Annotated in this window: 24 protein-coding genes; 7 read left to right on the top strand and 17 right to left on the bottom strand. The window is 69.7% G+C overall.

The window, feature by feature from the left end:
• Positions 1-159 precede the first annotated feature (159 nt).
• Positions 160-1,248 carry a LacI family DNA-binding transcriptional regulator gene (locus tag OG589_RS34590; protein ID WP_405142408.1) on the bottom strand — a complete coding sequence of 363 codons (1,089 nt, stop codon included), beginning with the start codon at positions 1,246-1,248 and terminating at the stop codon, positions 160-162.
• A 209-nt stretch (positions 1,249-1,457) separates the two neighbouring features.
• Here OG589_RS34590 and OG589_RS34585 point away from each other — a divergent pair, with 209 nt between their 5' ends.
• The gene (locus OG589_RS34585) at positions 1,458-2,102 is read left to right on the top strand and encodes a TetR/AcrR family transcriptional regulator (protein WP_405142406.1); all 645 of its coding nucleotides are present in this window, start codon (positions 1,458-1,460) and stop codon (positions 2,100-2,102) included.
• 297 nt (positions 2,103-2,399) lie between these two features.
• Here the strand turns inward: OG589_RS34585 and bldC are convergent, their stop codons facing one another.
• Together bldC and OG589_RS34575 are read right to left on the bottom strand one after the other, a co-directional pair.
• Positions 2,400-2,603, bottom strand: coding sequence for a developmental transcriptional regulator BldC (gene bldC, locus OG589_RS34580; protein ID WP_013133571.1), 204 nt, complete (start codon positions 2,601-2,603; stop codon positions 2,400-2,402).
• Between the two features lie 321 nt (positions 2,604-2,924).
• Entirely contained in the window at positions 2,925-3,803 is an 879-nt protein-coding gene (locus tag OG589_RS34575) for a hypothetical protein (RefSeq protein ID WP_405142402.1), read from the bottom strand.
• 182 nt (positions 3,804-3,985) lie between these two features.
• Here OG589_RS34575 and OG589_RS34570 point away from each other — a divergent pair, with 182 nt between their 5' ends.
• Entirely contained in the window at positions 3,986-5,089 is a 1,104-nt protein-coding gene (locus OG589_RS34570) for a Glu/Leu/Phe/Val dehydrogenase (protein ID WP_405142400.1), read from the top strand.
• A 150-nt stretch (positions 5,090-5,239) separates the two neighbouring features.
• Positions 5,240-5,464 carry a DUF3073 domain-containing protein gene (locus OG589_RS34565; protein ID WP_405142398.1) on the top strand — a complete coding sequence of 75 codons (225 nt, stop codon included), beginning with the start codon at positions 5,240-5,242 and terminating at the stop codon, positions 5,462-5,464.
• Between the two features lie 312 nt (positions 5,465-5,776).
• Here OG589_RS34565 and purM read toward each other — a convergent pair whose 3' ends face one another.
• Both purM and purF read right to left on the bottom strand, forming a co-directional pair.
• Complete coding sequence (purM, locus tag OG589_RS34560; RefSeq protein WP_405142396.1) at positions 5,777-6,805, bottom strand: phosphoribosylformylglycinamidine cyclo-ligase; 1,029 nt, start codon at positions 6,803-6,805, stop codon at positions 5,777-5,779.
• Positions 6,806-6,848: 43 nt separating this feature from the next.
• Positions 6,849-8,285 carry an amidophosphoribosyltransferase gene (gene purF, locus OG589_RS34555; protein WP_405142394.1) on the bottom strand — a complete coding sequence of 479 codons (1,437 nt, stop codon included), beginning with the start codon at positions 8,283-8,285 and terminating at the stop codon, positions 6,849-6,851.
• A gap of 200 nt (positions 8,286-8,485) precedes the next feature.
• Here purF and OG589_RS34550 point away from each other — a divergent pair, with 200 nt between their 5' ends.
• Entirely contained in the window at positions 8,486-9,109 is a 624-nt protein-coding gene (locus OG589_RS34550; protein WP_405142393.1) for a hypothetical protein, read from the top strand.
• A gap of 5 nt (positions 9,110-9,114) precedes the next feature.
• Here the strand turns inward: OG589_RS34550 and OG589_RS34545 are convergent, their stop codons facing one another.
• Positions 9,115-9,561 carry a sterol carrier family protein gene (locus OG589_RS34545; protein ID WP_405142391.1) on the bottom strand — a complete coding sequence of 149 codons (447 nt, stop codon included), beginning with the start codon at positions 9,559-9,561 and terminating at the stop codon, positions 9,115-9,117.
• A 127-nt stretch (positions 9,562-9,688) separates the two neighbouring features.
• On the opposite strand from OG589_RS34545, the gene OG589_RS34540 reads away from it, so the two are divergent.
• Complete coding sequence (locus OG589_RS34540) at positions 9,689-11,764, top strand: PhoX family protein (RefSeq protein ID WP_405142389.1); 2,076 nt, start codon at positions 9,689-9,691, stop codon at positions 11,762-11,764.
• Between the two features lie 69 nt (positions 11,765-11,833).
• On the opposite strand, the gene OG589_RS34535 is transcribed toward OG589_RS34540, so the two are convergent.
• Positions 11,834-12,025: a hypothetical protein gene (locus tag OG589_RS34535; protein WP_405142387.1), complete on the bottom strand. Its 192-nt coding sequence runs from the start codon at positions 12,023-12,025 to the stop codon at positions 11,834-11,836.
• Positions 12,006-12,542, bottom strand: a complete 537-nt coding sequence (locus tag OG589_RS34530; RefSeq protein WP_405142385.1) for a DUF433 domain-containing protein — start codon at positions 12,540-12,542, stop codon at positions 12,006-12,008. The genes OG589_RS34535 and OG589_RS34530 overlap by 20 nt, the downstream gene beginning before the upstream one ends.
• A 527-nt stretch (positions 12,543-13,069) precedes the next feature.
• On the opposite strand from OG589_RS34530, the gene OG589_RS34525 reads away from it, so the two are divergent.
• Complete coding sequence (locus OG589_RS34525; RefSeq protein WP_405142383.1) at positions 13,070-13,336, top strand: hypothetical protein; 267 nt, start codon at positions 13,070-13,072, stop codon at positions 13,334-13,336.
• A gap of 63 nt (positions 13,337-13,399) precedes the next feature.
• Here OG589_RS34525 and OG589_RS34520 read toward each other — a convergent pair whose 3' ends face one another.
• Positions 13,400-14,494, bottom strand: a complete 1,095-nt coding sequence (locus OG589_RS34520) for an Ig-like domain-containing protein (RefSeq protein ID WP_405142381.1) — start codon at positions 14,492-14,494, stop codon at positions 13,400-13,402.
• Between the two features lie 142 nt (positions 14,495-14,636).
• Entirely contained in the window at positions 14,637-16,064 is a 1,428-nt protein-coding gene (locus OG589_RS34515; RefSeq protein ID WP_405142379.1) for an MFS transporter, read from the bottom strand.
• Positions 16,065-16,142: 78 nt separating this feature from the next.
• Here OG589_RS34515 and OG589_RS34510 point away from each other — a divergent pair, with 78 nt between their 5' ends.
• On the top strand, positions 16,143-16,820 hold the full coding sequence (locus OG589_RS34510; protein WP_405142377.1) for a TetR family transcriptional regulator: 678 nt from the start codon (positions 16,143-16,145) through the stop codon (positions 16,818-16,820).
• On the opposite strand, the gene OG589_RS34505 is transcribed toward OG589_RS34510, so the two are convergent.
• The 7 genes from OG589_RS34505 to purS form a co-directional block, all read right to left on the bottom strand.
• Positions 16,817-18,292, bottom strand: coding sequence for an MFS transporter (locus OG589_RS34505; protein ID WP_405142375.1), 1,476 nt, complete (start codon positions 18,290-18,292; stop codon positions 16,817-16,819). The two genes, OG589_RS34510 and OG589_RS34505, sit on opposite strands and share 4 nt — an antisense overlap.
• A 58-nt stretch (positions 18,293-18,350) precedes the next feature.
• Positions 18,351-19,025: a Crp/Fnr family transcriptional regulator gene (locus tag OG589_RS34500; RefSeq protein WP_405142374.1), complete on the bottom strand. Its 675-nt coding sequence runs from the start codon at positions 19,023-19,025 to the stop codon at positions 18,351-18,353.
• 102 nt (positions 19,026-19,127) lie between these two features.
• Positions 19,128-21,167: an adenylate/guanylate cyclase domain-containing protein gene (locus OG589_RS34495; RefSeq protein WP_405142372.1), complete on the bottom strand. Its 2,040-nt coding sequence runs from the start codon at positions 21,165-21,167 to the stop codon at positions 19,128-19,130.
• Positions 21,168-21,418: 251 nt separating this feature from the next.
• Positions 21,419-23,674, bottom strand: a complete 2,256-nt coding sequence (gene purL / locus OG589_RS34490) for a phosphoribosylformylglycinamidine synthase subunit PurL (RefSeq protein WP_405142370.1) — start codon at positions 23,672-23,674, stop codon at positions 21,419-21,421.
• Positions 23,675-23,706: 32 nt separating this feature from the next.
• Positions 23,707-24,390, bottom strand: a complete 684-nt coding sequence (gene purQ, locus OG589_RS34485) for a phosphoribosylformylglycinamidine synthase subunit PurQ (protein ID WP_405142368.1) — start codon at positions 24,388-24,390, stop codon at positions 23,707-23,709.
• Positions 24,391-24,595: 205 nt separating this feature from the next.
• Positions 24,596-25,036, bottom strand: coding sequence for an ATP-binding protein (locus tag OG589_RS34480; RefSeq protein WP_405142366.1), 441 nt, complete (start codon positions 25,034-25,036; stop codon positions 24,596-24,598).
• A 171-nt stretch (positions 25,037-25,207) separates the two neighbouring features.
• Positions 25,208-25,456 carry a phosphoribosylformylglycinamidine synthase subunit PurS gene (purS, locus tag OG589_RS34475; protein WP_405142364.1) on the bottom strand — a complete coding sequence of 83 codons (249 nt, stop codon included), beginning with the start codon at positions 25,454-25,456 and terminating at the stop codon, positions 25,208-25,210.
• Positions 25,457-25,589 lie beyond the last annotated feature (133 nt).

The following is a 25,589-nucleotide window of genomic DNA, read 5'->3' as shown; positions in this document are numbered from 1 at the left end:
TCAGACGCCGGCCGCCTGGCCCGGCGGGCACTGCCTGCCCACCCGCTGCCCCCATGACAAGCGAGCGTTCCAGCCCTTTTGGGACCGGTCCGGCACGCCGGGGGGCCGGCGCCTGCTCCGAGTCAACACGGGGACGGCGCCGTTTCCGTGGATGTTGACCTACCCTTGGGGATCACTTGGAGCCGGGCCGGTGCTGTGCCGCACCACCAGGCGCGGCGTGACCTGGCGCAGCCTCGCCAGCTTGCCCGGGTCGGTGATGCGGTCGCTCAGCAGGGCGGCGGCCGACCGTCCCATCGCCCGTCGCGGCTGGTCCAGCGTGGTCAGCGAGATGTGGTGCACGGCGGCCAGGTGGGTGTTGTCGTACCCAACGACCGACAGGTCCTCGGGGACGCGCAGCCCCAGCTCACTCGCCGCGACCAGCACACCGAGGGCGACGACGTCGTTCGCGGCGAAGATCGCGGTGGGGCGCGGGTCGCGCTCCAGCAGCGCCCTGGCCGCCCGGCGGCCGCCCTCCTCGGTGAAGTCGCCGTGCTCGACCATGATGTGCGGGGCCAGCGCGTGCCTGCGCATCGCTACGAGGTAGCCCTCGCAGCGGAAGCGCGCGGACGACGACGGCGTGCCCTCGATGTGCGCGATGCGCCGGTGGCCGAGCTCGACCAGGTGGTCGACCGCGAGGCGGGCGCCGAGCTGGTCGTCGTCCACGACGATGTCCACGCTGTCGAGCTCGACGTCGCGCTCGCCCACGACGACCGTGGGCGTGTACGCCGCCGCCTCGGCGAGCGTCTCGCTGGACGGCGCGACCCCGAGCAGCACGAGGCCGTCCACCCGGAGCTCCAGGAAGGCCTCGACGGCCTCCTCCTCGAAGGCGGGGTCCCAGCGGCCGCTTCCGATCAGCAGCCGGAGGCCGTCACCGTGGAGACTCTCCTGCAACCCGTCGAGGAACTCGGCGTAGAACGGGTTGTGGAGATCGGCCACGAGCGCGCCGACCAGGTGGGTGCGCCCCTCGACGAGGCTGCGCGCCACGGCGTTCGGCCGGTAGCCGAGCTCTCTGGCCGCCTGTAACACCGCCTCACGCCGGTGTTCGCTGACGTGCGGGGACCCCCTCAGCACCAGGGAGACCAGCGACTTGGAGACGCCCGCGCGTTCTGCAACGTTCCGGATCGTCGGCCGGGGGCGCGGCCCGTGGGCGTCGCCGAGCCCGGACTCGGTCGCGCCGAGATCGGAAGGGTACCGAGCGGTCGTCTGCATGGACGGTCCTGACATGGTTCTCCCCACGCTGAGTGGATGTGCACCTGTCAGACCAAACGATCGAGTCGCGTTGAGGGTACGGGTGTCTTGTGCGCCTCGGCAGATGGTCATCGGGGCTGCGCTTATTGGGCACCGCCTCCGATAGTGTGCGCATTGTGGGTGCGACATCAAGGGCCCCAGGTGAGCGGGATGGCTCCGGCACCGGGGACATGCGTCCAGCACGGCGAAGGCTGAGCGTCGACCGCCGCCGCGAAGAGCTGATGGCGGCGGCACTGGAGCTTTTCAGCAAGCACGATGCGGAAGACGTGTCGATAGACGACGTGGCCACGGCCGCGGGGGCCTCACGGGCGCTCGTCTATCACTACTTCGGGGGAAAGCAGGAGCTGTACGTCGCGGCGTTGCGCAGCGCGGCGCAGGAACTGCAGGAGATGCTCCGCCCCGTGAACGGCGGCACCGCCATCGAGGGGCTGGCCGCGGGGCTCACGCGCTACTTCGACTTCGTGGAGGACCACGCGGCGGGGTTCGCGGCGCTGCTCCGCGGAGGTCCCGCGAACCGCGCGGGCGAGGTGGGCGAGATCGTCGAGGGCGTGCGCCGGCGCCTCTTCAAGATGATCATGAATCAGATGCAGGTGAGCGAGCCGTCCCCGGTGTTGCGCACGACGCTCAGGTCCTGGATCGCCTCGGTCGAGACGGCGGGGCTCGACTGGCTGGAGAACCGCGACATAGAGCGCGCGACCCTCGAACGCCTGCTCGTCGACCAGATGGTGGCCCTGCTGGGGGTCGCCGCCCAGCACGACGGCCTGGCAGGCGGGTCGCTCCCGGAGCTCGGACGAGAGCCCGGGGAGCCGGGTTAGATCTTCTCTGGCGGCGGGCGAGGACCGGTGGATAGGGCTTCCGTGCGGCGGAGGCCCTAGATCCGATTACCCACCGGGACGCACCCGCACCGGCCTGGTGAGGTGGCGCCGGGCGGGCGGCGCCTCCCACACCTGGCCTATGGCCTCGGTCACGGTCACTCGGGCGCGCAGTGGGGGCCGTACGGCCCCCGGAGGCCCAAGTCCGCCTCACGTGGTCATGGGTGTGTGGTTGGACGCGCTCACATACGTGACGCGAGCGCGCCGGTTCTCCCCCCTAGGTCGGTGACGGTCCCCGCCTCACTCCGACCGCTGCTGCGGGATACCCGCGAGCAGCGCACGGACCTCGGTCTCCCGGTAGCGCCGGTGACCGCCAAGGGTGCGGATGGACGTCAACTTGCCCGCCTTCGCCCACCGAGTAACGGTCTTGGGGTCGACGCGGAACATGGTGGCGACCTCCGCCGGGGTGAGCAGTGGCTCGGCCTCGGGTGTACGAGCTGACATTTGTGCGGCCTCTCCTCCGTGGACCGGCGACAGCGATCCTGCGACTTGTGTTGGCGCTTGTCACGGATGTCCCACAATGATCCAATTCATACGGATTTTTCTGGACCATGTGCGGTATCACCCGATGTGACCATACAGCCACGTAGAGCGATTGGCGAGCCCTCTAAGTACAACGCCTTGTCCACGGGTTGATGTCACGCTCGGTGATTCTAGCGACACGTTTCGTGGTATCGCAGTGAAAACGGCAAACTACTCAGTTCGCAGAAGCGAGCTGGTGACTCCCGTTACCTACTTTTGCAGGTCACGTCGAGGATTTGCGGTTCAGTTCGCCGATTCGAGGGCTTGTATTGACTTCCAGCGCACGATCACTCGCTGATACATGGCGAAGGCCAGTTCTTCTTGACCCGTGTCCAACCCTGTGAGGGCGGCGGCGAGCTCAGCGGCCGACTGGTCGCCCTGGAGTGTCGCGTCGTCCATCAGGTGGACGAGACCGCCGTAGTCGAGCTCGACGAGGGAGTGCGGATGGAACTCCTCCAGCCACCGCCCGACCTCCTCGACCTCGGCCAGGGTGCTCACGTCGCCGACGTGGCGGCGGATCACCACGAGGGCCCGCGCGACCCTGCGCCTGGCCTGCGCCATCGAGGTGACGTACAGCAGGTTCCTAGCGGGGGCCGTGGTCGTCGGGGCCGTGGGCTCGGTGGCCGGCTCCTCCGGGCGGCCGAGGACGAGCCAGCGCTCCGCGGAGTCGAAGGGCACGAACCAGGGGGTCGGGATGTGCCAGGTGCTGGTGCGGATGTGAGTGCGCAGGGCCGACGAGTTGCCCTTCTGCTTGAACCTGTCGAAGTCGTCGGCCGTCTGCTCGGCGATCGCCCGGGGAACGAAACGGTCGGCCAGCTTGATCGGCGTGGCGCCCCGGAACCGGGCGAACGCCAGCCACGACCGCAGCCTGCTCTGCCAGGGGCAGACGTACAGCGTGTCCTCGATGCGCCGCAGGTAGGCGTTGGCGCTCTCGCCGCCGGGCGCGGGCATGGCCGAGACGCCCAGGAGCCGGCGGACGGCCTCCGAGTGCTCCGCCTCAAGGGCGAACGCGCGGCGCGGCCGGTCCTTGGAGTCGGCGTACCTCGCCCAGAAGGCGCGGTCGCGCTCGGTGAACGCGGACAACGGCTCGTAGACGCGGAGATAGGCGGCGTAGGGCAGCACATCTCGAATGGTGCCACGGAGCGGCGAGCCGACGCGAGCGAGCGGGCGGGTGGCGCCGCGCGCGGCACGCCGGGTGTGTCGCGATCTGGACGATCATGGTTAGGGCAAGAGCAGCTAGATAGGGTGGTTCCCGGGATCCGCCGCGACGAGGCGGCGGACGAGATTGACCGGGAGTCACCATCGTGACCGACGTCTTCGGGCTGTCCCACAAGGACGCGAGCCCATCGATCGGACAGGCAACACACGAGCAGGTCGTCTTCTGCTCGGATGACCGCAGCGGCCTCCACGCGATCATCGCGATCTACAACACGGCCCTCGGTCCAGGGCTCGGCGGCACGCGGTTCTACCCGTACGAGAACGAGCAGGCGGCGCTGGAGGACGTTCTCAACCTCTCGCGCGCCATGGCGTACAAGAACGCACTGGCGGGGCTCGACCTCGGCGGGGGCAAGGCCGTGATCATCGGCGACCCGGCCAAGGACAAGAGCGAGGCGCTGCTGCGCGCCTACGGCCGCTTCATCCAGTCGCTCGGCGGGCGCTACTTCACCGCGTGCGACGTGGGCACCTACAGCGAGGACATGGACATCGTCGCGAAGGAGTCCTCGTTCGTCACCGGGCGCACGGTGGCCAACGGCGGCGCGGGCGACTCCTCGATCCTCACGGCCTACGGCGTGTTCCAGGGGATGCGGGCCGCCAGTGCGTACACCTACGGCGCCTCCAGTCTGCGCGGCAGGCGTGTGGGCGTCGAGGGAGTCGGCAAGGTCGGCTACCGCCTGGTGGACCACCTGCTGGAGGACGGCGCCGAGGTCGTGGTCTGCGACGTGAGCGAGCAGGCCGTCGAGCGGGTCAGGAAGGTCCACCCCGAGGTCCAGGTCGTGGCGGACGCCGAGGCGATGAGGGCCGCGGACATCGACGTTTACTCTCCGTGCGCGCTGGGCGGCGCGCTCGACGACGGCACGGTCGCGGGGCTCCGGGCGAAGATCGTGTGCGGAGGGGCCAACAACCAACTGGCCCATCCCGGCGTGGAGAAGCAGCTCGCGGAGCGGGGCATCCTTTACGCTCCGGACTACGTCGTGAACTCCGGGGGCGTCATCCAGGTCGCCGACGAGATCCAGGGCTTCAACATGGACCGCGCCAGGGTAAAGGCGACGCAGATCTTCGACACGACGTTGAAGATCTTTTCGATCGCTGATGAGGAAGGGGTCCCGCCGGCTGCGGCGGCCGATAGGCTGGCGGAGCGCAGAATGTCGGAAGTCGGACGGCTTAGGGGTATTTGGCTGGGCCGCTGACTGCGGACGCCCTTACGGCGTACCGAGCGGCGCGCAAAACAGGTACGGTTGTAGTCGAACGAGAGCTGACGCCGGAAGTCAGGCGGCGTCAGCGCGTGGTGCGTTAGCGACGAGGGGTCGGGCACGACCCCGCATGAGGGGGTCGAGCCGATGGGGCGCGGCCGAGCCAAGGCCAAGCAGGTGAAGGTTGCACGCCAGCTCAAGTACAACAGCGGCGGCACCGATCTTGACCGTCTTCGCGAGGAGCTCGGAGTCAATCACGACTCCAACCAAAACGATGATGACGTCGTTGACGATGAGCTGGCCGATCGGTACGCCGATTACGCCGGCGATGTCGACGACGATGACGAGGACGACAGGTCCCGTCGCCGGTAGGCGATTTTCGGGTTGACGCAAGCAGGCACCCGGCGAGCAGAGGCTCGCCGAGTGCCTCCTTCGCGCGCCCGAAGGCTCCTTGCCATGCAGCATGGCGAGGAGCTTTTCGTCGTGTTCGTGGAGCTCTTCGCCCCCGTTCGGTGGTGACCGAGATCACTTTGCCGTGCGGCGAGCCCTGCGGGGGGCGTCCGGGCGTGCCGTCCGGGTCGTCGCCGACCGGTTCCGGCCAGATGTCCGCTTGTGGCCATCGAAGTCGCCTGTCCCGTACCCGAGTCCGGAGAAGGCCCACTGACCTTCTCCGGACCTCTCTGGTCAGGCCTTGAAGCGGGCCTCGCCCGCACCCGGGACGATCTCGCCGAGGACCCACGCGTGCTGGTCGTGCTCACGCAGAGTGTTCAGGGCGGCCTCGACGGCGTCCTGCGGCACGATCGCGCACATGCCGACGCCGAGGTTGAACGTGCGGTCCATCTCCTCCTGGGCCACCCCGCCATACCCGGCGATGACCTCGAAGATCGGCTGCGGCGTCCACGACGAGCGGTCGAGTACGGCGTCCACCGAGCCGGGCAGCGACCGGGCGAGGTTGGCCGCCAGCCCGCCGCCCGTGATGTGGGCGAAGGCGTGGACCTCCACGGCCCTGGTGAGGCCGAGGCAGCCGAGGGAGTAGATGCGCGTGGGCTCCAGCAGTTCTTCGCCCAGCGTGCGGTCCAGCTCGGGGAGCGACGCCTCCAGCGCCAGGCCTGCCGTACGCAGGACGTGGCGCACCAGGGAGTAGCCGTTGGAGTGGACGCCGGAGGAGGCGAGCCCGAGGACCACGTCGCCCGGCCGCACGCGCTCGGGACCGAGCAGCTCGGAGGCCTCGACCACTCCGGTGCCCGCTCCGGCGAGGTCGTACTCGTCCGGCCCCATGGCTCCGGGGTGCTCCGCGGTCTCGCCGCCGACGAGGGCGCAACCGGCCAGGCGGCACCCCTCGGCGACCCCGCCCACGATGTCGGCGATGCGCTCGGGGACGACCTTGCCGCAGGCGATGTAGTCGGTCATGAACAGCGGCTCGGCCCCGCACACCACCAGGTCGTCGACGACCATGCCGACCAGGTCGATGCCGATCGTGTCGTGCTTGCCCAGCGCCTGGGCCAGCATGACCTTGGTGCCCACGCCGTCGGTCGAGGTCGCGAGCAGGGGCCGCTTGAAGCGCAGCAGGGCCGACACGTCGAAGAGCCCGGCGAAGCCGCTCGCGTCGTCCACCACCTCGGGACGCCGCGACCGCGCCACCCGGGACTTCATCAGCTCGACCGCCCGGTCGCCGGCCTCGATGTCGACGCCCGCCGCGGCGTAGCTGGTCATGAAGCCTCCTTCGTCGGCCCCTGTGCCAGGGCGCTCCGCCGCGTCACGCCTTGGCCTCCAGGACGAACTTGCCGACGTTGTCGTTGTCGATCGGGATGGGGTAGTGGCCGTCGAAGCAGGCCCGGCAGAGCCGCTCGGCGGGGAGCGTGGTCGACTCGGTCAGGCCCTCAAGAGAGATGTAGCCCAGCGAGTCGGCGCCGATGGAATCGCAGATCTCCTGCACGGTGCGGTGCCCGGCGATCAGCTCGGCCTTGGTGGCGAAGTCGATGCCGTAGAAGCACGGCCAGGACACCGGCGGCGAGGAGATGCGCACGTGGACCTCGACCGCGCCGGCCTCGCGGAGCATCTTGACGATCGCCCGCTGCGTGTTGCCACGCACGATCGAGTCGTCCACCACGACCAGGCGCTTGCCCGCGATGACCTCCCGAAGGGGGTTCAGCTTGAGCCTGATGCCGAGCTGGCGGATCGTCTGCGACGGCTGGATGAAGGTGCGGCCGACGTAGGAGTTCTTGACCAGGCCCTGGCCGTACGGGATGCCGCTCTCCTCGGCGTATCCGATGGCCGCGGGCGTGCCGGACTCGGGAGTCGGGATCACCAGGTCGGCCTCGACCGGGTGCTCGCGGGCCAGCCTGCGGCCCACCTCGACCCGTGTGGCCTGGACGCCGCGTCCCGCGATGGTGGTGTCGGGACGGGCGAGGTAGACGTACTCGAACAGGCAGCCCTTGGGCTCGGCCAGGGCGAAACGCCGCGAGCGCACGCCGCGCTCGTCGATCGTGAGCAGCTCGCCCGGCTCGATCTCGCGGACGAGCGCGGCGCCGACGATGTCGAGCGCGGCCGTCTCGGAGGCCACCACCCAGCCGCGCTCCAGGCGGCCGAGGACCATCGGGCGGATGCCCTGCGGGTCACGGGCGGCGTACAGGGTCTTCTCGTCCATGAAGACCAGGGAGTAGGCGCCCTTGACCTGCGGGAGCAGGTCGGCGGCGGCGTCCTCGATGGACTTGCTGCGATCCTGCGCGAGCAGGGAGGTCAGCACCTCGGTATCGGTCGTAGCCCTGATCGACCCGGCGGGAAGCCGCTCGGCGAGCTCAGGGGTGTTGATCAGGTTGCCGTTGTGGGCCAGAGCGAGCCCGCCCCCGTCGGTGGAGCTGAGGGTCGGCTGGGCGTTCTCCCAGACGCTGGAGCCCGTCGTGGAGTAGCGGCAGTGCCCGATGGCCAGGTGGCCGCGGAGCGTTCCCAGGACCGACTCGTCGAAGACCTGGGCCACCAGGCCCATGTCCTTGTAGACGAGGATCCTGCTGCCCTCGCTCACCGCGATGCCCGCGGACTCCTGCCCGCGATGCTGCAGCGCGTACAACCCGTAGTAGGTGAGTTTGGAGACGTCCTCCCCTGGTGCCCAAACGCCGAAGACGCCACAGGCGTCCTGCGGCGGTCGGTCACGGGGGTCAAGGTCATGGCCTAGCCTGCCGTCGCCCTTTAGCACGTGCTTCAGTCTAAGTTGGGCGTCTCGGTGCCTGGTAATCCGGGTCCGATCGGGCAAGACGTGTCGACCCCCGGCCATGCCGTCCCTGACGGTCATGGGGCAAAGATCCCTGGATTTTTGCCGTGTCGGCTCGGTGCGCCGGGGGATGCCGGGGGAGAGTTGGGCTTCAGGCATGCCCATACAGGTCGAAAGAGCAGACCGTGACGACACCTGGCGATCCGAACTACCCCCACCCGTGGGGTGACGACCCGCGCGGCCGTCATGCGTCCAGCCAGCCCCCGTACGGTGAGCCTCCTGGAGGGTACCCGCCGGGCGATCAGCCTCCCCACGGCGGCGAGCCCCCGGGCGGATTTCCACCGGGCGGTCAGCCTCCGTACGGGGAGCCGCCGGGAGGACAGCCGCCGTACGGCACGCCGCCCTACGGAGGTCCGCCCTACGGAGGTCCGCCCTACGGAGGTCCGCCTCCCTACGGGCAGCCACCGCCGGGCGGCTGGCCGGCCGGGGGAAGCCGAGGGGGCGGGCTCGGCACGGCGGCCCTGGTCCTCGGCATCGTCAGTCTTTTCCTGCTGCTCATCTGCGGCATCGGGGTGCTGACCGCGATCGCCGGTCTGATCGTCGGCTTCATGGCCGTGTTCAAGAACTCCAACAAGGGCCGCGCGATCGTGGGCATCGTGCTCAGCGCGCTCACGCTGATCCTGGCGCTCATCGGGTTCGCCTGGTTCCTGAACAACTTCCAGGAGTGCTTCGGCCTGCCCACGCAGGGCGAGGCGCAGCAGTGCGTGGAGCGGAAGCTGGGAGTGAACGTCCAGACGCCTTCACCATGACCCGCTCAGGAGCTGCGCAGGGGCAGGTGCCCGGAGAGGTCCGCACGGGCGCCACTGGCGCTGATCTTCCCCGCCTGCATGGCGTCGTCCCAGGTGACACGGCCGGTGGCGAGCTCCAGCCAGGTGCGCGGATCGGTCTCGACGACGTTGGGCGGCGTGCCACGGGTGTGCCGGGGGCCCGCCACGCACTGCACCGCGGCGTACGGCGGCACGCGCACCTCGACCGTCCGGCCAGGGGCGCTCTCGGCCAGGCGGTCGAGCAGGTGACGCACGGCGAAGCGCGCGAGATCGCGCTCGGGGCGGACCCCTTCCTCGTAGAGGCGGAGCACCACCTGCACGGCGGCGTCGGGCGCCTGCGGCGCCGGGCCGTCGTAGGGATGCTCGCCCAGCTCGGCGAGCTGGGAATCCAGCGCGGCACGTACCTTTTCGACATCAAGCTTGCGAGTGGACACACGTCTATCCTGCCCGGTGCCCTTCGGCGGCACCGTTCATCTGGACGGCAGGCGCGGTTCACCTGTTGTTGTGCTCGCGCACATACGGTCCCGGCTACGGCACCCCTCGTACCACCTTGGAGGATCTGTGGCGAACACGTCGCCGCGCAGGACGCTCACGTTGCTCTCCACTCCTCGCGGGGGTGGCCGCGACGCCATGACCTGCCAGTTTCGCTGTGGCAACGCCTGCGCGCACGAGGTCTCCAACACCAGTGACAACCCGTACTTCAACGACCTGCTGACGAGCACGCTCTCGCGCCGTGGCGCGATCAGGGCGGGAGCCCTCGGCACGCTGGTGGCGACCGTGGGCGTCGCGGGCACGACGGCGGCCGTACCCGCCGCCGCCGACCCGGGCACGGAGGCGTTCGGGCGGGGCGGCTACAAGGGAGGCCTGCGGTTCGCCTCCGTCGCGCCGAACTCCGAGGACGCGCTGACCGTCGCGGACGGCTACGCGTCGGCCGTCGTGGTGCGCTGGGGCGACCCTGTGCTTCCCGACGCCCCCGCGTTCGACTTCGACAACCAGACGGCGGAGGCGCAGGCCAAGCAGTTCGGCTACAACTGCGACTACGTGACCTTCTTCCCGCTGGGCTCCGACCGGGGCCTGCTCTGGGTGAACCACGAGTACACCGACGAGAACCTCATGTTCCGCGGCTGGACCAGCGGTGACAGCGCCCCGCTGGAGCAGATCAAGATCGGCCTCGCGGCGCACGGCGGATCCGTCGTGGAGATCGAGCGCGCCGGGCGTACCGGGCAGTGGAAGCTCGTGACGCGCGGGCGCCGCCGGTACAACCGGCGGATCACCGCGCAGACCCGCATGCGCTTCTCCGGCCCCGCGGCGGGCTCCGGCCTCCTCAGGACCGCGGCCGACCCGCGCGGCACCACCGTGTACGGCACGCTCAACAACTGCTCGGGCGGCACCACGCCGTGGAACACGGTGCTGACCGGCGAGGAGAACTGGAACCAGTACTTCGTCGGCGGCAACGGGGTGCCCGAGGCCCAGAAGACCTACCTCACCCGGTACGGCGTGAGCACCACCACGGCCATCCCCAGCGGGAACCGGCGTTTCGACCGGGTCGAGGAGCGCTTCGACCTCGCCAAGCACCCGCAGGAGATCAACCGCTTCGGCTGGGTCGTGGAGATCGACCCCTTCGACCCCGAGGGCACGCCGATCAAGCGCACCGCCCTCGGCCGGTTCGCGCACGAGGCCGCCACCACCACGCTCACCCGGGACGGCCGCGTCGCGGTCTACATGGGCGACGACGGCCGGTTCGAGTACATCTACAAGTTCGTCTCGAAGGACCGCTACATCAAGGGCTTCGACCGGCACAACCGGGAGCTGCTGGACGAGGGCACGCTGTACGTGGCCAAGTTCACCGGTGACAGCCCGGCCACCGAGATCGACGGCACGGGCAGGCTCCCGGCCGACGGCGCCTTCGACGGCTCCGGCACGTGGATCCCCCTGGTCAGCGGCAACAGGTCCTTCGTCCAGGGCATGACCGCCGAGGAGGTCCTGGTCTACACCCGCGTGGCGGCGGACAAGGCCGGCGCGACCAAGATGGACCGCCCGGAGGACATCGAGCGAAACCCGGTCAACGGCGCCATCTACGCCGCGCTGACCAACAACACCAACCGGGTCGCCGCCCAGGTGGACGAGGCCAACCCCCGGGTGTCCAACAAGCACGGCCACATCCTGGAGATCGTCGAGGAGAGGAACGACGCGGGTGCGACGTCGTTCAAGTGGGCGCTCCCCCTCGTCTGCGGGGACCCCGCCGACCCCTCGACCTACTTCGGCGGGTACGACAAGACCAAGGTGTCGCCGATCTCCTGCCCGGACAACGTCACCTTCGACGCCGAGGGCAACCTGTGGATCGCCACGGACGGTAACGCGCTGGGCAAGAACGACGGCCTGTTCGCGATGCCGCTGGCAGGGCCCGAGCGCGGCCACGTGCGGCAGTTCCTGACGGTGCCCTACGGCGCGGAGACCTGCGGGCCCCTCGTCAGCGAGGACCAGCTCAGCGTCTTCGTCGCCGTCCAGCACCCCGGCGAGATCACCGGCGCCACGCCGGACAACCCTTCCAGCCACTGGCCCGACGGCGGCACGAGCCAACCCCGCCCCTCGGTAGCCGTCGCCTGGCACAAACAAGGCAAGAAAATCGGCTCCTGACCACGCAGGTGCTCTGAGAGAGGGGGCCATGGTCCAGCCGGCCATGGTCCTCACGCTTTCCGACGAAACTCACGCCGTATACGGAGGAGGCGGCCCAATACCATGGAAGCCCTGCTTAGCCGCCTGCGGGTAGAGGCTCTCATCCCGGGTCCCCGACCAGCCGCCAATATCCAGCAAATGAACGATCTCATGGTTCAGGATGAAAGCGGTGAGGACGTGATGGAGCGGCTTGGGAACATTCTCATCCAGCAGCAGCTTCACGCGGCTCCCTGGACGGTTCGTAACTGTTGACATAGGCAGCGAAGTCGGCGGCGTCGCGTGCGGCGGGTGCTGAGACGCTCGGGTAGTAGTCCGAGATCTGCTCGGCTGGAACGCCGTCACGCAACAATGCGGCAACCTCGTCGTAAGGGATGCGGGTGCCCTTGATCACCGGGATTCCACCCCGCACGGCCGGATCGACCGTCACATGCTCACGTGGTCGCAGTAGATCAGGTATGTGCCGGCCATCGCGATAGAAGGGTCGTAGTACGTCCACCATCTCGTGGATGACGAGGTTGGCCTTGCTCCGCACCAGATCGACCGCCTGATCGGGCGCCATCAGGTAAATAGTGCCGCCGTCAGTGATCAGTCTGTACGCAGACAGGTGATCTCGTTCCTTCAGGTCGTCGCGCAATGTGTCCAGCGCCCGCCTGATCTTCTGCAAGGAGGTGTCGTTGCGCAACTTGACGCAGGTCCGCAGTGCCACCACATCTCGGAATGAGTACAGGACGGGGCGCACATCGGAGACCTCCGGTACCAGTACGGCTCCGCGCCGTGAGCTAGCCCTGCGCCAGTGCGCCAGCTGGCGAAGCGTGGCACCTGACAGCGCCGCAGCAAGCTTCGGACTATAGGACACCTAGCCTCACCCCCACCGATGTATACGGGCGGATCCGTTACCCAGCCATCATCGCAAAGATCTGCTCGAAGATTCGGTCTTTGCGCAGCCACCGGCTCTGGCATGCGTGGCATGTGGGCCTCGCCTCCGCGCGCTGGGCGCGCTTCGGCTCGGGCTGTGTTTCCCAGGGGGCTCCGCTCCCTTCGGCCCCCGCGCCCCTCGACCTTGCCTACGGTGTGGTTCGGCTGCCTTGCGCGACCGCCGGCCACGCCCGCTTCGAGCTCTTAGTACGTTCGCCAGGGCCGCTTCGGACCATTGGGGGACGGCTGTACGTGAAGCCGGATCGGGGGTGTGACGAAGCTCGTTCTCCTGGTCGAGAACCCTTCGCTTCTTCCCGGATTCGTGCCGCGGTCTTCGGCGCCCTGTCGGGGATGCCCGCCGCGACCGTGGTCCCCGATCTCGCCGATACGGCGGGCCGCCATGGCGTGGGTGCCTCGATCAGGTACGAGGGCCCCGACGGCTGGGAGCGCGCGGAGTTCATCTTCGAGCGGGAGACGTACCGATTCCTCGGCTGGCGGACCTGGATCGAGAGAGGTACCGAGGAGACCATGCTCGGCGGGACGGCGGTGTTGGCGATCAAGGTGGTCGATTCCATGCCGGAGGTTCCCAAGAACGCCGGCAAGCCTGCGTTCTGCTAGCGCTCCAGGCCGGGAGGCCCGTTCCCGGGTCGTCGATGGGGACGGGCCTGTGGTCGAGGAGGGTCAGCCGTCGACGGGATCCTGGGTGGGGGGAGTGGTGGGGAGGGCGCTGCCCTTCTTCCACTGGGTCCAGGTGAGCTGCCAGTAGCTCCAGCCGTTGCGCCAGTCGAGCTTCCGCTTGGTGCCGGTGACCTGGACGACGTCGCCGCGCTGGGCGATGCCGTAGAACCACTTGGCGCCGGCGGGGGTGGCGCGCACGCAGCCGTGGCTCTGGTTGGACCTGCCGAGGAACTGGTAGTCGCCCGCGCTCTGGTGGACGTACTCGCCGCTGTCGGAGATGCGCACCGCCCAGGGGATCTCCAGCTTGTAGTACAGCGGGTCCTTGGGGTCGGTGACCCCGAGCCACCCCGAGGTCATGGTCTCGACCTTCTTCTTGCCCATGGCGAGGTGGACGCCGCTGGTGGTGAGGTAGACGTCCACGCCGTTCTTCACCAGGCCGCCGCGGCCCGCGCTGATCGGGATCGACTTGACGAGCCTGCCGTCGCGGCGGACCTTCATCACGTGCTTCCTGGTGTCGACCAGGGCGATGTTGGACGCGCCGATCGCGAAGCGGCGGCTGACGTTCTTGGCCTCCTCGTTGCCGGGGATGTCGCCGAGACGGGCGGTGAAGGTGACCTTCTGGTGCGGTTGCCAATAGGTCTTGGTGCGGTAGACCACCTTCCGCTCGGAGACCCAGCGCCAGGCGCCGTCGACGGGCTTCTCGGCCTGGACCTGGAGCACGGCCTCGGCCGCCGCCCGGCTGGGAACCGCCCTGTCGAAGGTGACGATGATCGGCGAGCCGACGCCGATCGTCTCGCTCTTCTCGCCCATCGGGGTGATGTCGACGATGCGGAGCGGTTCCTTCGCCTTGGCGCCGACGGCCGTCTCGCCCGCGCCGGCGGCCCTGGCCTGCGTGGAGGAGGCCTTCACCGCGCTCCCGGCCTGCGGGGAGTTCACCGCGCTCCCGGCCTGCGGGGAGGTCTCCGCCGTGCCGCCGGCCTGGGGCGAGGCCGGCGGTAAGGCCTCCGTCGCCCGGCCGGGGCTGGACGAGCAGGCGGTCATGGCGGCGAGGGCGAGGAAGGCCAGGGAAATGCCGGCCGTCCGCTTGAGGGGGTTCACGGTCTACTCCTGATATACGCGCTTCGCGCCGGGTTTTGCCCCGGCGCGTTCCCTATGTGAGACAGCTGAACAGCGCGATAAGTGCAGACTCATCCCATAACGATGCAATAACGACGTTCGTTGCGACTGTTTCAGAAGGGATTTATGCGACGGGCTCGGGGACTCTGGGGGTCTCCATGGGGGCGGGCGGTGCCGCGCGGCGGGTGCGGAGCGAGACGAGGCTGACGGGGATGCCGATGGCCACGATGACGCCCGCGACGATCAGGGCGAGCTGATAGCCGTCCAGGAACGCCGTGAGCGGGCTCGCGCCGGACTCCATGGCGGCGCTCTGACGGGCGCTCAGGATCGCGCCGAGCACCGTGACGCCGAGCAGGCCGAACACCTCGCGGAAGACGTTGAGCACTCCCGACGCGACGCCCCCGCGGCCCGCCGGAAGCGCTCCGAGGATGGCGTTGGTGAGCGGGACCAGTAGTCCCGCCCCGAAGCCGTACAGCATCAGCCAGGGGAAGAGCTGGGCGTAGGTGCCGTGCTCGCCGATGAAGGAGATGCCGACGACAGCCACCGCCATCAGGCCGAGACCCACGGCGACGGTGGCCGCGGTGCCGAAGCGGTTCGCGATCCTCGGGGCGACGGTGGCGAGCCCGGCCATCAGCAGGGCCATGGGGACGAACGCCGCCCCCGCCTGCGTGGGGGTGAAGCCGAGGACGTTCTGCAGCCAGAGCGCAGTGAAGAAGTAGATGCCGAAGATGCCGAAGGCCCACAGGCCCATGGAGACCATGCCCCCGCTGAAGACCCGCTCGCGGAACAGCGACAGGTCGATCATCGGCTCCTTGGCGCGGGTCTCGACCAGTAGGAACATCGCGCCCGCCGCCGCGGCCACGGCGAAGGATCCGAGGATGACACCGGAGGTCCAGCCACGCCCGTCTCCCTCGATGAGCGCGTACGTCAGGGCGAAGAGCGCGAGCGACGAGGTCAGCAGGCCGGGCACGTCGAGCCGTCGCCTGACAGGGGTGCCCGACCGGCCGATGGCCCACGCGCCGAGCGCGAACGTGATGGCGCCGATGGGCACATTGATCAGGTAGATCCAGCCCCAGTGCCAGTTCTCGCTGATGAAGCCGCCGGTCAGCGGGCCGAGGGCGAGCGCCAGGCCGCCGACCGCGCTCCACAGGCCCACGGCCATGCCGCGCTCCCTCGCGTCGGGGAAGGTGGCGGGGATCAGCGAGAGCGCCGTGGGCGTCAGCAGGGCGGCTCCGATGCCCTGGATGCCCCGGCTGAGGATGAGCGTCGCCCCGTCGCCCGACAGCCCGGCTGCCGCCGACGCCAGCGAGAAGACGGCCAGGCCGATCAGGAAGACGCGCCGCTGGCCGAACACGTCGGCGAGCCGGCCGCCCGCCATCAGCAGACCCGCGAACACCAGCATGTATCCGCTGACGATCCACTCGAGTCCGGAGATCGTCAGCCCCAGATCGCGCTGGATGGTCGGGAGGGCCACGTTGACCACGTTGTTGTCCAGATACGTCATGAAGGTGGCAAGGGACACGGCCACCAGCGCCCACCATCGGCGTTCCATAGTCATCTCCTCTACGGTGTACTTGTACGTCGTACACGTACACCGTAGAGGAGAGCTTATACGGTGTATAGTTGTCAAGTGGCCGCAGAGAAGCTGACCCGGGAGACGGTCGTCGAAAGCGCTTTGTCGCTCGCCGACGAGGAGGGCGTCGAGGCCGTCACCATCCGGCGTCTCGCCGGACGCCTGGGTGTCACCCCGATGGCCCTCTACTGGCACTTCAAGAACAAGGACGAGCTGATGTGGGCGCTCGCCGAGCATGTGCTCTCGGGCGTCACCGCCGACCTCTCCCCGGGCGACTCCTGGCAGAAGCGGCTGCGCATGATGGTCGAGGCCCTTGTGCGCGTCATGCGCGAGCACCCGTGCCTGCCCGGCCTGCTGACCGCCGTGGAGGACAAGCACGAGGTCGAGAGCTTCAAGCGAGCGACCGAGGTGGCGCTTGATGTTCTCGCCACGGCGGGGTTCACGCTCAGCGAGGGCTACGCCATCTCGGCCTACCTGCTCAACGGCTCCGTTGCCCTGGTGAAGAACCAGCCCTACTGCCCCGCCAACAGGTCGGTCACCGATGAGGCCGAGGCGCGCCGGCAGCGCAGGCTGAAGCTCGAGTCCCTGCCCCCCGACCGCTACCCGCGCATGATCGAGTACGCCGCCACGCTCTGCGAGCCCCCCGACAGGGAGCGCTACTTCACGTTCGGCGTCGACCTGCTGCTGGCCGGAGTCGAAGCCCTGGCCCGCAAGAACACCCCGGCGCCGGGCTAACGAGCACGGCGCGGGCGGGCGCAGGCGGCGGTGACTACGCCCGCGAGCGCGACCGTCGCGAGCACGAGGTACGTCCGCTGGAAGCCCGACATGAGCTGCTCGACCGCCACGGGTGAGAGCCGCGAGAGCGTTCCCGCGTAGACGAGGTCGCGCAGCTCGGGGGAGACCGCGCTGGTCAGCACGCTGAGGGTCGTGGCGACGCTCAGCACGATCCCGACGTTCATGATCATCAGCCGGAAGCCGTTCACCACGCCCAGGCTGCCCGGCGGGAGCGCGCTCATCACCTGCGTCGTGTTGCCCGTGAGGAACGCGCCGTTGCCGCAGCCCGCGAGGAACAGTCCCGTCCCGATGACCCAGTACGGCGGCGTCGTGCCGGTGGCCAGCAGCAGGCTCAGCAGGCCGGCGAAGTTGAGCAGGCAGCCGCCGACGGAGAGCGCGTAGGGGGAGATCCGGCGGCCGAGGGCGCCCGCGATGGGCGAGGCCAGGGCCATGCCGATGGGCACGGGCAGCACGCCGAGCGCCGCCGTGAAGGCGTCGATGCCGCGCGCGGCCTGGAAGTACAGCGCTACCAGCAGCACCAGAGCGGACCGCGACAGGGCGGTGCAGAAGGACGCCAGGTTGGCGAAGGTCAGCATGCGCTCGCCGAAGAGGCGCAGGTCCAGCACCGGATGGGAGGCCCGCCGCTCGACGACGACGAGCAAAGGGACCAGGATCAGGAAGATCAGCCCTCCGGTGATGACCACCGGGCTGGACAGGCCGCGTGAACCCGCCTCAGGCAGGGCGATCAGCACGGCGGACAGCGCGGCGAACACGATCAGATTGCCCGTCACGTCGACCGGCGTGCGCGGCCCGGCCGGCACCCGGCGCAGCGTCGCCCATCCCCAGACGAGCCCGATCACTCCGGCGGGGACGTTCACCCAGAACACCCACTGCCAGCCGGCGGCCTCGGCGATGAGGCCGCCGAGGGTCGGCCCGGCGAGCTGGGCCACCGACAGCGTGCCGATGTACACGCCCATCCCCTGGCTGAGGCGGTCGGGCGGGAAGGCGTCGGTGATGATGACGGTGCCGTTGGCCAGGATCATCGCCGCGCCCAGCGCCTGGAGCGCCCGCATGGCGATCAGGAAGCCGACCCCGGGCGACATCCCCGCCAGCAGCGAGCACACGGTGAAGATCGCGAACCCGACCAGGTAGACCTCGCGCCGCCCGAGCAGGTCGGCGACCCGCCCGAAGAACACCAGCGTGGCCGTGTTGACCAGCAGGTAAGACAGCAGGATCCAGGAGGACGCGAACGCGTCGGCCCTGAAGTGCCGGACCACCGACGGCAACGCCACGTTCAGCGTGCTCGCGTTGATGCCGATGAGGACGAGCCCGAGGCTGGTGACCGAGCAGACACGCCAGGCGTGGCGGAGCTTCTTGGCGTACTCCGGTGTGCCGGGCAGCAGGACGGTGGTCTCGTGGGGGAGGGCGACCATGCCCCCCAGTCTGACGTACGGCGTACGTCCGTTTTGGCCGTCCAGGCGGGCTTACGGGTCAGCGTGCGCGCTTCCGGAGGCCGTCGAGGTCGTAGATGATCACGCGTCGGCGGCCGGTCTCGATCAGGCCCCGGTCGCGCAGCGAGCGCAGGGCCTTGCTGACCGCCTCACGGGAGGCGCCGGTCCACCCGGCCAGCTCGTCCTGGGAGAGCGGCAGCGCGACCCGGACGCCGCCGTTGGTCGGCTCGCCGAACCGCTCCGCCAGCTCGACCAGGCGGGTGGCGACGCGCCCGGTGGTGTCGAACGCGCCGTACTCCACGCGCTTGCGGTCGGAGTCCCGCAGCCTGCCGACGACGAGCTGGAGCAGCAGGACGGCGACGCGGCCGTGGTCGCGCAGGAAGCCGGAGAAGTCGCGGACCAGGACGCCCTCGACGGGCTCCAGCGCGGTCACCGTGCCCGACCGGGGCTCCCCGCTGATGAACGACATCTCGCCAAGGAGCGCTCCAGGGCCGCGGATGGCGAGGACGACCTCGGTGCCGCTCGCGGTGTGCGACGAGACCTTCACCCGGCCCGAGGTGAGCACGAGGACCCAGTCGGAGGTGTCGCCCTCCGCCATGACGGTCGTGCCGCGGTCCCACCGCCTCTTACGGCCGCTCTCGCACAGGTCGGCGATCTCGTCCTTCGTGAGCAGGGCCAGGAACTCGCCCGGTTCGGAGGGTGAGGGGGACGTCATCGTTCCTCCAGCATGCCGGCAACGCTCCGATTATGGCCGTACGGCTCTCGCCCGGTCAGGGCCGTTTTCCGCATTGCGTACATTGCTGCTTTCAGTACGGGTTTATGCCAGGGCGGTGAGGACGAAGGCCTCGACGCTCTGTTCCTTGCCCTTGAGGCTGAGGGCGCCCAGGGACCGTACCGTGGCGCCCTCGCCGATCTGCTCGCGGGTGGTCGCCCCGATCACCACGGTGCCGGGCTCCGCCATCCCCTCCAGACGGGCCGCCACGTTGACGGCGTCCCCCATCGCGTTGAACCCGCGCAGCTCAGGGCTGCCGATGTTGCCCACCAGCGCCATGCCGGTGTTGATCCCTATGCGGAACCGGGGATAGCCCGGGTTGCCGGCGGCGATCTCCTCGGCGGCCTCCTGCATGGCAAGCGCCGCGCGGGCCGCCTGGGCAGCGTGCATCTCCTGCGTCGCCGGGGCGTTGAACAGCGCGAGCAGCGCGTCGCCGACGAACTGCACGATCGTCCCGCCGTGCCGCAGGACGCACGGCACCGCCGCCGCGTGGTAGCGGTTCAGCATCTCCACGATCTCGCCGGGCGCCACCCGCTCGGAGAACGAGGTGAACCCCTTCAGGTCCGCGAACAGCGCGGTCAGCTCCACCAGGGACCCGCCCAGCGCGGCCTGGTCGGGGTCGGCGAGCAGAGACGCGGCCACGTCGGGCGACATGTACTGCCGGAACAGCGTCTCCAGCTCGCGGTACAGCCGGGCGTTCTCCAGCGCGATCGAGAGCTGGCTGGCCAGGGTCGCGGCGAGCGCCTCGTCCTGGCGGGTCGTGCCGACGGGCACCTCCAGCGCCCCCGCCAGCACCCCCTTGACCGTCAGGGGGTGGACCACGGCCCCGCCGCCGGTGATGGGCTCGGTCTCCTTGAAGTCGTCCACGGTGAACTCGCGGCTGCCGACCGCGACCCGCCCGTTCGACACCAGCCCGATCCGTACGTCCCCGTAAGCCTCGCGGACGCGCTCCAGCGCGCCGGCGACCATGGCCTCCTCGCGCAGGCCAACCCGCGCCTGGCGTCCGACGTCGACCAGCGCGCCCAGTCGCGTGGACAGCTCGCGCTCGGCCGCGAGTGCCTGGCCCGCCCGGTCGAGCACGGCCGCCTGGCCCTCGTTGAGGCGGAACTTCCCGGCCAGCCGGGTCGCGATGGGGGCCTTGGAGCCTGTGCCGCTCTCTCCCATCCGCCGCAGGTGGCCGACCAGCTCCTCCAGCGCCTCGTCGTACTGCGCCTGGATGCGGCGCACGGTCGCCGCCAGCGCCACCGAGTCGAACAGGCCCTGGCTGGACCCCTCCCGCCGGAACTGGATGTACGCGCTGTACGCGACGAACACGAAGGCCAGCGTCAGCAGCAGATGCCACTCCCACCACGACATCAGCCAGTTGGGCCGGTAGAACCCGGCCACCATGGCCTCGCCGAGCAGGGCGTACGCCGTCACGAGGCTCACGAGCATCGCCGAGGGCCGCCGCCGGTGGATGCGGAACATCATCACCGCGGACAGCGCGTACAGCGCCGCGCCGATCCAGGAGACGACGCCGATGGTGGCCCCGCCCTGCGGGGGCTGGGCGCTCAGCGGGGTGAGCCCCTCGACCAGCGAGGCCCACGCCCACGCGACCAGCACGACCACCAGGGCAGCGCGCATGAGGTCACCGCGCGCCAGCACCGCGGCCGCCGCCCGCTCGCCCAGGGGGAGAGAGGAGACGAACGCCAGCACGGCGGCCACCGTCAGCCCGACCGGCTGTCCGATGTCGAAGCCGTAGCTGCCCTGGTCGAGGATCACCGTGGGGGTCGCGAGACCGTGCAGCAGGAAGAAGCCGGCGCTGCTGAGGAAGACCAGCGACACCAGCAGCAGCCGCGCGTCCCCGCGCCGCGTGGCGGCCTGGCTGATCAGCGCGCCCAGCGCGACGTTCACCCCGGCGACCGCGACGATCAGCAGGAAGTGGCTCGGCGGGTGCTCCCAGCGGATGTTCAGCCGGTCCGGATAGGCCAGCAGCAACCACAACCCCGCCAGCGGCACGGCCAGGTGGATCGCCCACACGACACCCCGCACCGGCTGGGTGGCCGGAGGCAGGTAAGGGTCGCGCGCGTGCTCGTTCGACGGCACGGTCGCCTCCGCATCAGCCAGTCGAGTTCCCCCGAACGTGCCGATTATCCCGTCCATCCCGGTGGCGGGTGAACCGGAAACCGGCCCGGGCGGAATATCGAGATCCAACCGAGCCAGCACAAATTAACGGAATGACCGAAATATCCGTTATTTTGACCGTGTCTGGCCCTATAAGCCCTATTACTGGGTGGCCGGTTCAGGCCACAAGGGCGGTGGATCTGTGGGGGGATCCACCGCCTTCGCGGTATCGGTCAGGAGCTGAAAATCAGGGGCAGCGTCGCCTGGTGGGTGGCGCGGAGCTCGTCCACCGGGATCGCGAGGACGTCCTCCACCTGGAGCGTCGAGCCGCCGGTCGTGCCGAGGCCGTAGCAGGGCACCTCGTGCCGCGCGCACAGCTCGGCGAAGGCGTCGAAGGACTCCGGCCGTACCGTGACCAGGGCCCGGGCCGCCGACTCGCTGAACAGGTCGACGAACGGGTCAGAGCCGGGCAGCTGCACCGTGGCGCCCACGCCCTGGGCCAGGGAGGCCTCGGCGAGGGCGATCGCCAGACCGCCGTCGGAGACGTCGTGGGAGCCCTCGACCAGGCCGCGCTCGGCGGCCTCCACCAGGACGGTGGCCAGGGAGCGCTCGGCCGAAAGGTCGGCGTGCGGAGGCAGGCCTCCCAGGTGGCCGTGGGCGACGTGCGCCCACTCGGAGCCGCCGAACTCCTCGCCGGTGTCCCCGAGCAGGATGACCTTGAGGCCGGGCGCCGTGAAGCCGTGCCGCACGCGCTTGCGCACGTCGTCCAGCACGCCGAGCACGCCAACGACCGGGGTCGGGTGGATCGGCGTGGAGCCGGTCTGGTTGTAGAACGACACGTTGCCGCCGGTGACCGGCACGCCGAGGGTCTTGCAGGCGTCCGCGAGGCCGCGCACGGCCTCGGAGAACTGCCACATGACCTCGGGGTCCTCCGGGGAGCCGAAGTTGAGGCAGTTCGTCACGGCCAGCGGGCGCGCCCCGGTGACGGCCACGTTGCGGTAGGCCTCCGCCAGGGCGAGCTGCGCCCCCGCGTAGGGGTCGAGCTTGGCGTAGCGGCCGTTGCCGTCGGTGGCCAGGGCGATGCCGCGGTCGGTCTCCTCGGCGCCGGGCATCACCTCGCCGATGCGCAGCACCCCGGCGTCGGCCGGCATCGCGAGCACGGTGTTGCCCCGGACGTAACGGTCGTACTGGGAGGTGACCCACTCCTTGGAGGCGAGGTTCGACGAGGCGAGCAGCTCCAGCAGGGTCGCGCGCAGGTCGGTGGGACGCGGCAGCCGTACGGGATCGTCGGCGTTCAGCGCGGCCTGCCCGGCGGGCTCGTGGAGCGGACGCTCGTAGACCGGGCCGTCGTCGGCCGCGGTGCCCGGGGGGATGTCGACGATGACCTCGTCGTGCCAGGTCATCACCAGCCGCCCGGTGTCGGTGACCTCGCCGATCACTGTGGCCGGGACGTCCCACCGGGCGCAGATCGCCATGAAGGCGTCGATGTCCTCGGGGGTGACGACGGCCATCATGCGCTCCTGCGACTCGCTCATCAGGATCTCCTCGGGGAGGAGCGAGGGGTCGCGGAGCGGGACGAGGCCGAGGTCGACGCGCATGCCGCCCGTGCCCTTGGCGGCCAGCTCGGTCGTCGCGCAGGACACCCCGGCCGCGCCGAGGTCCTGGATGCCGACGACCACGTCGGCCTCGAAGAGCTCCAGGCAGCACTCGATGAGGAGCTTCTCCATGAACGGGTCGCCCACCTGCACCGCGGGGCGCTTGGCGTGCGACTCGTCCTCGAAGGTCGCCGAGGCGAGCACGGACGCGCCGCCGATGCCGTCGGGGCCGGTGCGCGCGCCGAACAGCACGACCTTGTTCCCCGGGCCCGGCGCGGTGGCGAGCTTGATCTGGTCCTTGCGCAGGAGCCCGACGCACAGGGCGTTGACCAGCGGGTTGCCGATGTAGCAGGGGTCGAAGACCAGCTCGCCGCCGATGTTGGGCAGGCCGAGGCAGTTGCCGTACGAGCTGATGCCCTCGACGACGCCGGGCAGCACCCGCCGCGTGTCGGGGGCGTCCAGGGCGCCGAACCGCAGGGCGTCCATGACCGCGACCGGGCGGGCGCCCATCGACATGATGTCGCGGACGATGCCGCCGACGCCGGTGGCCGCGCCCTGGTGGGGCTCGACGTACGACGGGTGGTTGTGCGACTCGATCTTGAAGGTGGCGGCCCAGCCGTCGCCGATGTCGACGACACCGGCGTTCTCGCCCATGCCGACCAGCAGTGCCTCGGACTTCGGGGCCTTCGTGCCGAACTGGCGCAGGTGCACCTTGGAGGACTTGTACGAGCAGTGCTCGCTCCACATCACCGAGTAGATGGCGAGCTCGGAGGACGTGGGCCTGCGGCCCAGGATCGAGCGCACCCGCTCGTACTCGTCGGCCTTCATGCCCAGCTCGGCGTACGGCTGGGGCTCGTCCGGCGTCTCGGTCGCCCGCTTGACTGAGTCGGTCATCTGCTCTCCTCGCGCCCTGCTCACTGCGTCTGTCACAGGTTCACGAACCTCTTCAGGATGGAGGTGAAGAAACCGCGGCCGTCCACGCTGGGGGCGCCGGTCAGGTCTTCGACGGCGTGCTCGGGGTGGGGCATGAGGCCGACGATGTTGCCGGCCTCGTTGCTGATGCCCGCGATGTCGTTGATCGAGCCGTTGGGGTTGCCGCCGAGGTACCGGAAGACCACCTGGCCGCCGGTCTCCAGCGCGTCGATCGTCGCGGGGTCGGCCACGTAACGGCCCTCGCCGTGCTTCACCGGCAGCAGGATCTCCTGGCCGGAGGTGTAGTCACCCGTCCAGGCCGTGGTGGCGCTCTCCACGAGGATGCGCTGGTCGCGGCAGACGTAGTGAAGACCCTCGTTGCGGGTCAGCGCGCCCGGCAGCAGGTGGGCCTCGCACAGGATCTGGAAGCCGTTGCAGGTGCCGAGCACGGGAAGCCCGGCACGCGCCGCCGGGATCAGCTCCTCCATCAGCGGCGCGAAGCGGGAGATCGCCCCGCACCGGAGGTAGTCGCCGTAGGAGAACCCGCCGGGCAGGAAGACCGCGTCGACCGCCTTCAGGTCGCGGTCGGCGTGCCAGAGTGGAACAGCTTCTCCACCCGCGTGCCTGACGGCCCTGGCAGCGTCCTGATCGTCAAGAGTTCCGGGAAAAGTGACCACGCCCACACGGGCAGCACCCATGGCTCTCGTACCCCTCCACACGCGAGAGCCGCGCCGACGTCTCACTCATCGGACGGCGGTCTGCGGCGGTACAACTCAGGCTACCTGCTGGCCGGGCGCTGCCGAGCCCGTGGGTCCACGGCGGGCGCGCGGGTTACGGACCGTCGAGAGGTGTGGTTTCGGCCGAGCTGGGAGGGAGGGCCGGCGGCGGGCGAGGCGGCGCAGGTCAGACCGCGGCGAGCACGCGGTCGTGGTGGGCGAGGAACTCCTCGTCCCAGTCGAGCTCCTTGCGGAGGAAGACCGTGGTGCCGCTGCCGGGGGTGATGTCGAAGGAGATCTCGTCCACGACCGACTGCATGATCAGGATGCCGCGGCCGTGCTCGGCGTCGCCCGTGGGGTACTGCTTGGGGATCGCCCCGAGCCCGAGGCCGCCGTCGACGATCCGCAGCTCGCAGCGGCCGTCCCCGATGGCGGCGGTCACCTCGTAACGCTTGGCGGGGCCGCCGTGCCGCACGGCGTTGGCGCAGGCCTCGGAGGTGGCGAGGAGCATGTCGGATACGCAGTCCTCGGTGACGCCGATGCAGCGCAGGGTGTCCCCCAGCACTCGGCGGACCATCGGGATGCCCAGGGCATCCCGTGGCAAGGCCAACGAGAACTCAATATCCACCGGACCCCTCCGTGGCGCCGAAAGTCACGTTGGGGAGGTTTCCCCGAAGAATCAGGGCTAACCGCAAAATCACGCTGTTGTTATTTAGTGTTGGTCAGACGCTTGCTTTCTGGTCCGTCCCAAGATCCCTTTGCGGTGATTTGCGAAGTCTTGATCGCGCCGGTACGCGCTCTACTGTGCCTCGACGCGGACAGAATAATCTTCGATCACCGTGTTGGCCAGAAGGGTTTCGGCCATCTTGCGGATGTCCGCAAGTGCGGCATCGTCGGCCGGGCCGTCGATCTCGACCTCGAACCTCTTGCCCTGCCGCACCTCGGTGACGCCCGAGAAGCCGAGCCGCGGGAGCGCCCGGGCGATCGCCTGCCCCTGCGGATCGAGGATCTCCGGCTTGAGCATGACGTCGACGATGACGCGTGCCACGTGTTCCCTCCACTGTTCGTGCCACCGGTCTCGCGACCGGCCTGGTCCGGCGGCACCAGCCTAACGGTGGCGGCCGGGCGCGCGGTCCCCGGCCCGCCCGGCGGACCTGGACCTCCTATGGGGTGTGCGATCT

The organism is Sphaerisporangium sp. NBC_01403 (assembly GCF_045040145.1).
Classification (GTDB): Bacteria; Actinomycetota; Actinomycetes; order Streptosporangiales; family Streptosporangiaceae; genus Sphaerisporangium; species Sphaerisporangium viridialbum.
This window is presented reverse-complemented; position numbering and strand designations above follow the sequence as displayed.